This is a genomic window from Methylibium sp. T29 (assembly GCF_000576205.1).
In the GTDB taxonomy this organism is placed as follows: Bacteria; Pseudomonadota; Gammaproteobacteria; order Burkholderiales; family Burkholderiaceae_C; genus Methylibium; species Methylibium petroleiphilum.
Map to the genome: position 1 here is coordinate 1 of NZ_AZND01000143.1, position 8,615 is coordinate 8,615.

General features: G+C 56.4%; 10 protein-coding genes. 5 read left to right on the top strand and 5 right to left on the bottom strand.

Features of this window, described 5'->3' with window-relative positions:
• Positions 1–1,753 precede the first annotated feature (1,753 nt).
• The 5 genes from x551_RS24470 to x551_RS24475 form a co-directional block, all read right to left on the bottom strand.
• Positions 1,754–2,593, bottom strand: coding sequence for a lipoate--protein ligase family protein (locus x551_RS24470; protein ID WP_231497749.1), 840 nt, complete (start codon positions 2,591–2,593; stop codon positions 1,754–1,756).
• Positions 2,594–2,649: 56 nt separating this feature from the next.
• Positions 2,650–3,627: a hypothetical protein gene (locus x551_RS28015; RefSeq protein ID WP_275452074.1), complete on the bottom strand. Its 978-nt coding sequence runs from the start codon at positions 3,625–3,627 to the stop codon at positions 2,650–2,652.
• 119 nt (positions 3,628–3,746) lie between these two features.
• A complete protein-coding gene (locus tag x551_RS28020; RefSeq protein ID WP_275452075.1) occupies positions 3,747–4,085 on the bottom strand; it encodes a hypothetical protein in 339 nt (112 codons plus the stop codon).
• Positions 4,082–4,297, bottom strand: coding sequence for an NAD(P)-binding protein (locus x551_RS28025; RefSeq protein WP_275452076.1), 216 nt, complete (start codon positions 4,295–4,297; stop codon positions 4,082–4,084). The genes x551_RS28020 and x551_RS28025 overlap by 4 nt, the downstream gene beginning before the upstream one ends.
• A 35-nt stretch (positions 4,298–4,332) precedes the next feature.
• Positions 4,333–4,818, bottom strand: coding sequence for a nuclear transport factor 2 family protein (locus tag x551_RS24475; RefSeq protein WP_081771350.1), 486 nt, complete (start codon positions 4,816–4,818; stop codon positions 4,333–4,335).
• Between the two features lie 472 nt (positions 4,819–5,290).
• Between x551_RS24475 and x551_RS15095 the strand changes: the two genes are divergently transcribed.
• The 5 genes from x551_RS15095 to x551_RS15105 form a co-directional block, all read left to right on the top strand.
• A complete protein-coding gene (locus tag x551_RS15095; RefSeq protein WP_036234879.1) occupies positions 5,291–6,487 on the top strand; it encodes an alkane 1-monooxygenase in 1,197 nt (398 codons plus the stop codon).
• A 188-nt stretch (positions 6,488–6,675) separates the two neighbouring features.
• Positions 6,676–7,614 (top strand): alpha/beta hydrolase, encoded by a 939-nt coding sequence (locus x551_RS24480; RefSeq protein ID WP_036234876.1) that lies wholly within the window; start codon positions 6,676–6,678, stop codon positions 7,612–7,614.
• A 63-nt stretch (positions 7,615–7,677) separates the two neighbouring features.
• Positions 7,678–7,872 carry a rubredoxin gene (locus tag x551_RS24485; RefSeq protein ID WP_081771352.1) on the top strand — a complete coding sequence of 65 codons (195 nt, stop codon included), beginning with the start codon at positions 7,678–7,680 and terminating at the stop codon, positions 7,870–7,872.
• A complete protein-coding gene (locus x551_RS24490; RefSeq protein ID WP_081771353.1) occupies positions 7,865–8,041 on the top strand; it encodes a rubredoxin in 177 nt (58 codons plus the stop codon). Before x551_RS24485 ends, x551_RS24490 begins: the two co-directional genes overlap by 8 nt.
• Before the next feature lie 130 nt (positions 8,042–8,171).
• On the top strand, positions 8,172–8,615 hold a 444-nt coding region (locus x551_RS15105), incomplete at its 3' end, for an AAA family ATPase (RefSeq protein ID WP_253950387.1).

Sequence of the window (8,615 nt, forward strand, 5' to 3'; positions counted from 1 at the left end):
TCCTTAGGAAAAAGGTCTGAGAAGATCGTCTTGATCTCAACCTTGGCCATGCCAACAGCAAAGAACGCTGTGATCAATGCCATAACAAACAGAATTGGCCATCGGTATCCCAGCGTGAACCGGGCGATCCGGTGTCTCAGGTCATCTTTACCCATCACATCCTCAAGAAGCTTGGCAACGCCGGCGAATCTCTCTGCTCGGATCGGAGCACCGCTTTGGCGCCGATCTACTCATCGTCCCATCGGGCGGTCGATCACGCCCCCCTCGAAGGTGAGGTTAAGGGGGGGAATGGGGAGGCGACGCGACCCGCATCGACCTGGTCACTGCGGTTGATCTCCGCGTCGCGAACGAACGGACCAAGGCGCCGGTATCGGTTGGTTGAGGACTTGAGTACATCCAGAGGATCGACACTGGAACGGCACCGCGAAGACTGCGTAATGCGATTCAGTGGTGTTCGTCTCGCCACCGCGCAACCGGCGTTGTCGTGCGCGTCATCGGGCGGAACCGAAACGTTCGTTTTCACCGAAAGCGCCTCGAACCCTACCGACGACAGCCCTAGATCACCCGTGCAGTCGGGCATACCTTTGTTGAGAGCGAACGCGCCTACCAAGGGTCCTTGCGCACTGCATACTGGTGCAAGCCGCTCCTCTCAGCACTTCACAGGCCCGGCAACCGCAGCATCGTCAGCGAGCTGTTGACACGGTGACCTCGAGTTGCCGCAACCCTAGATCGCTTGGAAGGGCGCCGCCAGCGCTGCTTGGCCGTTGGTTGAGGGTCGTTCCCGACGTCCAGAGCAAAAGCTACAGCTTCATGGCTGGCTCATCCAATCGCTACCTATCGCCCCCCCCTTACCTTCATTCCGAGCAGCTCGTTGTTGAATCGGTATGTGACGATGAGGCCTCTGACCAGTAGCGCGATCACTCGCTCAGATGGAGCCGAAGCACTTGAAGACCGCTGAGATCACAGCCTTCGAGAGGGTCAGCCTTCGGGCGGGCAGATGAGCGCGCTCGGGCCGAGCTCACGACCCGACTCGAGAGGTTTCACCATGGCCCCCTAAGGCGTCGCCGCGCATAGCGTGGGCGGCTACCGCACCAAGAGCACAGACCACACGTCGCTGGACCACATCGGGACCCTCCCCAAGAGACCGGTGCGATCGCCCGCCCAGCCGAGGCCGGCGAGGATCGATCAAATGCGGCAAACGTCGCTCGCCGCGAGCCGACGCAGAGCACTTGGCGGGATATCCGTAGCGCGCGGCTCAGCGCCTACCAGCTAGATGCCGACGCAAACCGCTGAGTAGAGCGACCCAAAGCGGCTCAAACCGGCGCAACGAAGCGTGCCCAAGGCGCTAGACAGCTTGAGGCCGTAGGCACAAGAATGTCCGCACACATGGTGCAGCGAAGCTGCCGCGTTCCGAACAACCAGCGATACCCCCTACAAGGGGTAGCGGTCACCCGGAACTTCGCAGAGTCAATTGGTATGGGTTCCGCGTATCCGGCCAGACATGAGATCAGCAGATACAGCCATGCGAACTACCGCTTCGGCGCTACATCAAACTGCGATCTCGTTGGAGTACAACCTGGCCAACGGCCGCGCCGGAAGAACGCTGTCGTAGCCTTCACCGAGGGTGCTGCACTAGATCGGCAACGAACAGCCCACGAGATCAATGAGAGCTTCACATTGGAGAGAGCAAGCTCACCGCCTCACCAACCTAGCGTCGCTCGGGAAGCAGACGCCTCAGACAATGAAGAACCAGTTAACACAGCACTGCGCTGGAACTGGCAATGTGCTGTAGCAAACGCTGCACATGTGATGGCGTGATGCGCCGCCGAGTGCCCCCCATCGAGAAAGATCTACCTCGAGCCTTAGCTCCGTAAGCAACGTTGGTAATGGCATCTGCCACATAGACGCGGTTGCTACCGACCACGGCTTCGAACTCATTCGCCTGACGAACTAGCGTCTCAAGGTCGGCATCGACCAAAAGATAGGCGTGAGCAAGCACAACTTGCTCGGAGTTGCTGATACGTCGCCAATACTGCGCTGTTCCCGCGACCTTACGACCATCTACAGCGAGATGATAGTGGCCTTTAGAGAAGGAACCAGGCACTGCCTGCTCCGTCGCCAAGATGCCGAACGTACCAAGTCCACCTTGGAGCATCTGGCATAACGCTGCGTACACAGTTTCAAGACGCGACCATTTCATAGCCTGCGTTCGCCAAGCAAGACTAAGGTTCACAACTCCGGGGCCTTGTGGCACCAGACCCCTACCAAACCTAAGAACATTGACCGGCAGACCAACTGCAGCGGAGCTCTCGCAGGCGACTTCAAAGCGCTCGAAGCGCCGATACGACGGCGGTACAACGAATCCAGGCGTTGACTCCCATACATGGGCGACGGCGATCCCTTGTCCCGCATGAAACAGCAATGCTTGCTCGATTGCCGAACCACTAGTACCAGCGAGCGATCTTTCTAGCAGCCTGTATCGTGGCTGCGACCATTGCTCAATCATCGGCAGTAGAGAGGCAGACAAAGTAGATTCAACAAAAGTGCAGCCGATAGGCGGAACTGGCTTCGCCTCATGAAAGATCGAATCCATTCGCCGCCAATCAGCCAACACTTTCGCAAATAGTATTTACCCCCGAACGCCTATCGCTAAGATTTCACACCAAGGTCAAAGTGAAATCCACGATAACCATCTTCTACGATTTCCTCGCAGAAGCGTCGGTACGGCCCCATCCCACCGGCATACGGCGTGAATCTCGACGACTTGCCATTCACATTTTTACCGGTATACCACGAGTCGGTGTGCGGATAGAGAGTCGAATTTGCAATCTCGTCTACCGTATCGCTCCAACTGATTTCAGCCTTAATATCAGGCTCGATTGTCTTCTTCCCCTCTCTTTCCATCGAGGCGATACAGTCAGCAATCCATTCGACGTGCTGCTCAATCGAAACAATCATGTTCACAAGCACGCACGGACTCCCCGGGCCTGTAATCGTAAAGAGATTCGGAAACCCCTCCATCATTAGACCCAAGTAGCTCTGGGGCCACTCGCTCCACTTGTGCCTAAGCTGCCGTCCGTTGCGGCCACGAATGTCCATCTTAAGAAGTGGACCTGTGATTGCGTCATAACCAGTCGCAAAAACCAAGACGTCGAGCTCGTACTCCTTGTCGAGGGTCTTTACGCCTGCCGCGGTAATCGACTGAATCGGCGACTTGCGCACATCAACCAAACTCACGTTGTCGCGGTTGAATATTTGATAATAACCACTGTCGACACACAACCGTTTTGTTCCGAGCGGGTATCCGTGCGGCACCAGAAGATCCGCGACCGCCGGGTCCTTGACGGTTCCACGAATCTTCTTCTCGACAAAATCAGCAGCCGTTTTGTTGGATTCCAGATCGAGCAAAATATCGCTATAGCTGAGCACGAAGCAGAATCCAGCACCATTCCATGCTGTTTCGAAGTTTTGCTCGCGCGAAGTCTTTGAATCCTCAATCGCTTTCTTCTCGTTTCCAATGTACGGAATACCAACCTTCGAATATCGGCAATGAGCGCGCATGCTGCGATAGTTGGCCTTAGCCTCAGCGAGTTCTTCTTGCTCAAGCGGAGCATTGCAGGATGGCACGCTGTAGTTTGGAGTTCTTTGGAAGACTGTCAGGTGCCCAACAGATTTCGCAATTGCAGACGAGAATTGAATCCCCGTCGAACCAGTACCAATCAGCCCTACCCGCTTACCCGATAGATCTACGGTTCATGCGGCCAGCTTCCGGTGTGATACCAGGCCCCCTTAAACTCGCCGATCCCCGGGAACTCCGGGACGATTCCTGCCGAAAGACAACCAACGGCTGAAATAAGAAACTGCGCACGCGTGCTAACTCCATCACTTGTAACGACTTCCCACTCGCTGGTTTTGTCATCAAAAGCAGCACCTACGACCGTCGTTCCAAACCGGATATCAGTCCGCAGGTTGAAGCGGTCCGCTACATGCTTTGCATACTCCAGGATTTCGGGCTGAGCAGCATAGCGCTCAGTCCAGTTCCACTCCTGCTCGAGCTCAGGAGAGAACGAGTATGAGTAGCTCAAGCTTTCAATGTCACACCGGCAACCAGGATACCGGTTCCAATACCAAGTGCCGCCGACATCGTCCCCCGCTCAAAGACGCACACTCGCATTCCCAGCTGACGCAGCCGATAGAGCATGTACATCCCGGCAAAGCCGGCGCCGATAACGATGGCATCGTACTCAGCACTTTCATCGCGCCGACTGGCGCCAGCCTCGGTCAGAACGTTCTTCATCTTCTATCCTTTCCAGTTACAAGCGATGCGCCAGCCTAGTTCTTCGGGAACTTCGACTCTTTCGAGAGTCCCCATGCCTGCAGAAGGCCGGTTATGTAGTGGGTTTCGACCATGCGGCGACTGATGGCCCACCGGCCGGCTCGACGTTCGTAGTTGTCCAGGTAGGCAACAGCCAGCCGGATCGCACGCCCATTTGCCTCGGTTGCGTGCACGTTCGCTTCAGAAATACCGGTAGCGCGGTCACCGTCAACTTTCACGATGAGATTAGTTGTGAAGTGCCACGTATCAGGCACGGCAACATTAATCTCGTCGTATGCACGACGGATCTCCGTCCAACCGTGATACTCACCAAAAAGCCCAGGCATCAAGTAATCAGCATCCTCGTGAAAGATTGACAGCAAATGATTAACGTCACGTCGATCCCAGGCGAGGGCATACCCGTACACGAGCTCCTGAATCGCAAGTTTTGATTCAATTACATCCGTTCTCTGCTCGAGCGAAAGCTTTTCAATTGCAGCCATCGAATCACCTCATATTGATATATGCAGGACTTAGCATGTAGCGTGGGCCTTCACCTACGCAACTTGCAACTTCGTTCGCCGTGAAGCGATTACCGGCATCGCGGGTCATGCACCAAATTGGCCCCCGAGTCCGCAGCGATGATCAAGCAGGCGCAGCTCAAGCCGCCCCTCTCAAAGGTGATGGCTTTGGGAGGAGGTTGACCCACCCGACGTCGATCGGGCCGGCGGAAAGCAACCGTCGACGGCTTTCACCGAGGCGCATCGCGGGCCGTCGCACCGCCTAGAAGCACCCCGTCCCACGACGCGCCACTGGCTCCCCCCCAACAACATCCCTTCCGGGAGGGGGCGGATCCGACCTCCGTAGATCAAAGTCCTCGCCACGGAGGCAGCCGCCCTAGAGCGACTACCGCCAGATCGTCATCCACAAAGCAGTCGCGGATGACCCGAGCAATCGATCTAGGAGTAACGTCAAATGATCACGACCTTGCCAAATAAGACAGGCGACGGGCACGGCGAACCCAAGTACCGCGACAGGAAGCGATACGCATGGGCAATTGGGGTTCTGTGGCCAATGCTGCCCGTTATCGGAATCGCAGCGGCACAGATTACCGGAGAGGCGGCCTACTACTGGCTAGCGCCTTTTCTTACGTTCATCGTTATACCTATCCTCGACTTGGTTATCGGAACCAGTCAGAGAAACCCGCCGGCAAACGCCATCCAGGCACTCGAGGAGGACAACTACTACAAGCGTCTCACATTTATCACGGTGCCTGTTCACTATCTCGCGATGATTGCGGGCGCTTGGGCAGTCGGGACACTTGATCTCAGTGTGGTCAGCTACGCCGGCATTTGCGTCTCTGTTGGACTGGCAAATGGTCTTGCCATCGTGACGGCCCACGAGCTTGGCCATAAGAAGGACAGTTTCGAACGATGGCTGTCAAAGATCTGCTTGGCAGTAACAGCTTACGGTCAGTACATGATCGATCACAACCGCGGCCACCATCGAGACGTTTCGACGCCCGAGGATTCCAGCTCCGCGCGGATGGGTGAAAGCATCTACGCCTTTGCTCTGCGTGAGCTTCCGTACACGGGTTTCATCCGACCTTGGCGTCTTGAGAAGGAACGCTTGGCGCGCAGCGGAAAGGGACCCTGGACGCTCGAGAACGAGTTCATTCAGCCAGCATTGATCTCTCTAGTTTTCTTTAGCGCACTTCTCTTCTGGCTCGGAACGAGCATCGTTCCCTACCTGATGGCCACTGTCTTCACCGGCTACTGGTTCCTCGTGATCGCGGACTACATCGAGCACTATGGCCTCCTGCGCCAGAAGCTTCCCGATGGGCGGTACGAGCGGGTTCGACCCGAGCACTCGTGGAACACTGATCACATCGCATCGAACCTGATCTATTTCCATGTCCAGCGACATTCCGATCATCATGCGTTTCCGACGCGTAGCTACCAAGCCTTGTGCAGCTATAGCAATGTACCGACGATGCCGTCCGGGTATCCAGGGATGATCTGGATCTGTCATGTTCCGCCTCTGTATCGGGCCATCATGGATCCGCTGCTGCTGAAGCAGTACGACGGCGACATTACAAAGATCAACGTCGATCCGCGCAAGCGCAACAAGCTCTTCCACCGCTACGCGCACGCCGGTTCTATGAACGGCTAGCCAGTAGCCCCCCCCCGCTGTCGTCGAACCGCGAATTACGCAGCGCCGCTGGCGTTCGTTCGAAGGAAGCGGGGGGTTACCAAGGCGTATTCCTTAACGCCTTCATGACGAGCCCGATTGAGACGCTTGAACAAAGCGAGAGAAGCTTCGGGTGCCGAACCTACGTAGATCCACCAAAGGTCCATGCGATGCCTCTGAACAACCAGGCAGCCGATCTGCTGAAGACGCTCTCCGCCGCCGGGGCGAAGCCCTTCCATCAAATGACACCAGCGGAATGCCGGAATGCATTTGACGCTCTCTGTATAAGTCAGCCGGCTAGTCGCGCAACGATCTTTAGCGCTGTCGATCTCACAATCGATGACTCTGACAGAAAGATTCCTATCCGCGTCTATACGCCGTTAGGTGAGGGGCCGTTCCCAATCCTGATGTACTTTCACGGCGGAGGCTGGGTATTCGGCAGCCTTGACGCGTACGACATCATCTGCCGAGAGCTGTGTGGCGGCACAGGCGCTGTGGTGGTATCAGTTGGCTATAGGTTGGCTCCGGAATGCAAGTTTCCGGCCGCAACCGACGATTGCTTAGCCGCAACACGTTGGGCTGGGGAGCATGCCATTGAAATTGGCGGCGATGCTCAGCGTATTGCTGTATCAGGCGATAGTGCTGGCGGCAATCTTGCAGCAGTCACCGCATTGCGCATTCGCGACGAAGGCGGTCCTCAGCTGTGCGCGCAACACCTTGTTTATCCTGTCACGAACTGCGCAGGACTTCCATCCACCTCAATGGTTGAGAACGCGCAAGGCTATCTGCTTGAGAAGGCAGATATGGATTGGTTTTTTGGACATTACCTAAACTCACCTTCTGACGGCTACCACTCGAACTGCTCGCCCATGCTAGCAAAGAGTCTTGCCGGCCTTCCGGCCACACTGGTGCAAACAATGGAGTTCGACCCGCTACGTGACGAGGGCGAGATGTTCGCCAAGGCACTAGAGAGAGCAGACGTCATGGTTGCGCATACCCGCTACGAAGGCGCAATCCACGGCACCCTTTGCTTTGCCACATCATTCTCTCAAGGTCGCGCTCTGATGGATGAATCCATCCTATGGCTACGCGAGCAGTTCCGCCGCTAACGATAGAGCGTATTGCAGGGCCCTCGAGGAAGATCGACCATCACAAATAAGCAAAGGAGTGCTATGGCACAACGATATAGATGCCCAATCTGCGAGTACATATACGACGAAGCCAAAGGAGACAAAAGCGAAGGTTTTCCTCCCGGAACTCGTTGGGTCGCCATCCCTGCCAATTGGGCCTGTCCGATCTGCGCCGTCCGTGAGAAGCCGGACTTCATTGCGTGCTCCGATATCGAGACTGATGATCAACATGAGTAGAAAATTTAAGAAGTGGCAATGTGTGACGTGCACCTTTGTCTATGATGAAGAGATGGGTATGCCGTCGGACGGTATACCTCCCGGTACGGCCTGGGAAGATGTGCCTGACGACTGGACGTGCCCTGACTGTTCCTCGCCTAAATCGGACTTTCATATGGTGGAAATTTGAGGCTCCAGGCGCCTACCCCTACAGGGGTATGATCGAATGCGCCGATAAAAATGAAGACGGCTAAGCGTGCTGACCTGCGTGATTAGGAGATCAAAGGTCGCTCACTATTGACGCGTCGTTGGAGACAGCTATGCAGAAGTCAGGCTCCTGGATTCTCAAGCCGGAGCGCTGGAAGTTGCCGGCAGCGTTCCGTACTGCATCTCGTCCCGTGTTCACGGTCAGCGCACCCGCGGGGTACGGTAAGTCGACCTTACTGTGCGAATGGCGAGAGGAAGTTCTCGCACTCGGGTATCGCGTCATCTGGCTCCTGGTCGATCGCGACGACCAAGACGGAGACAAGCTTGCGATCGATCTGTTGCACGCGTTCTCGCCGACTGACGCCGAACGATCACAGGCGCTGGTAAGTGGCGTAGGGAACCGAGGTAAGCGGGCCGTGATCATGGCACTGCTTGGCGAGATGGCCTCGCGCCAGGACCGGACGGTGCTGTTCATCGACGATGTGCACTGGCTGGCGGACAGCGCAGCGACAACCCTCCTTCGCCCCTTGATCCGGCGTCAGCCAGAGCGTATGGCA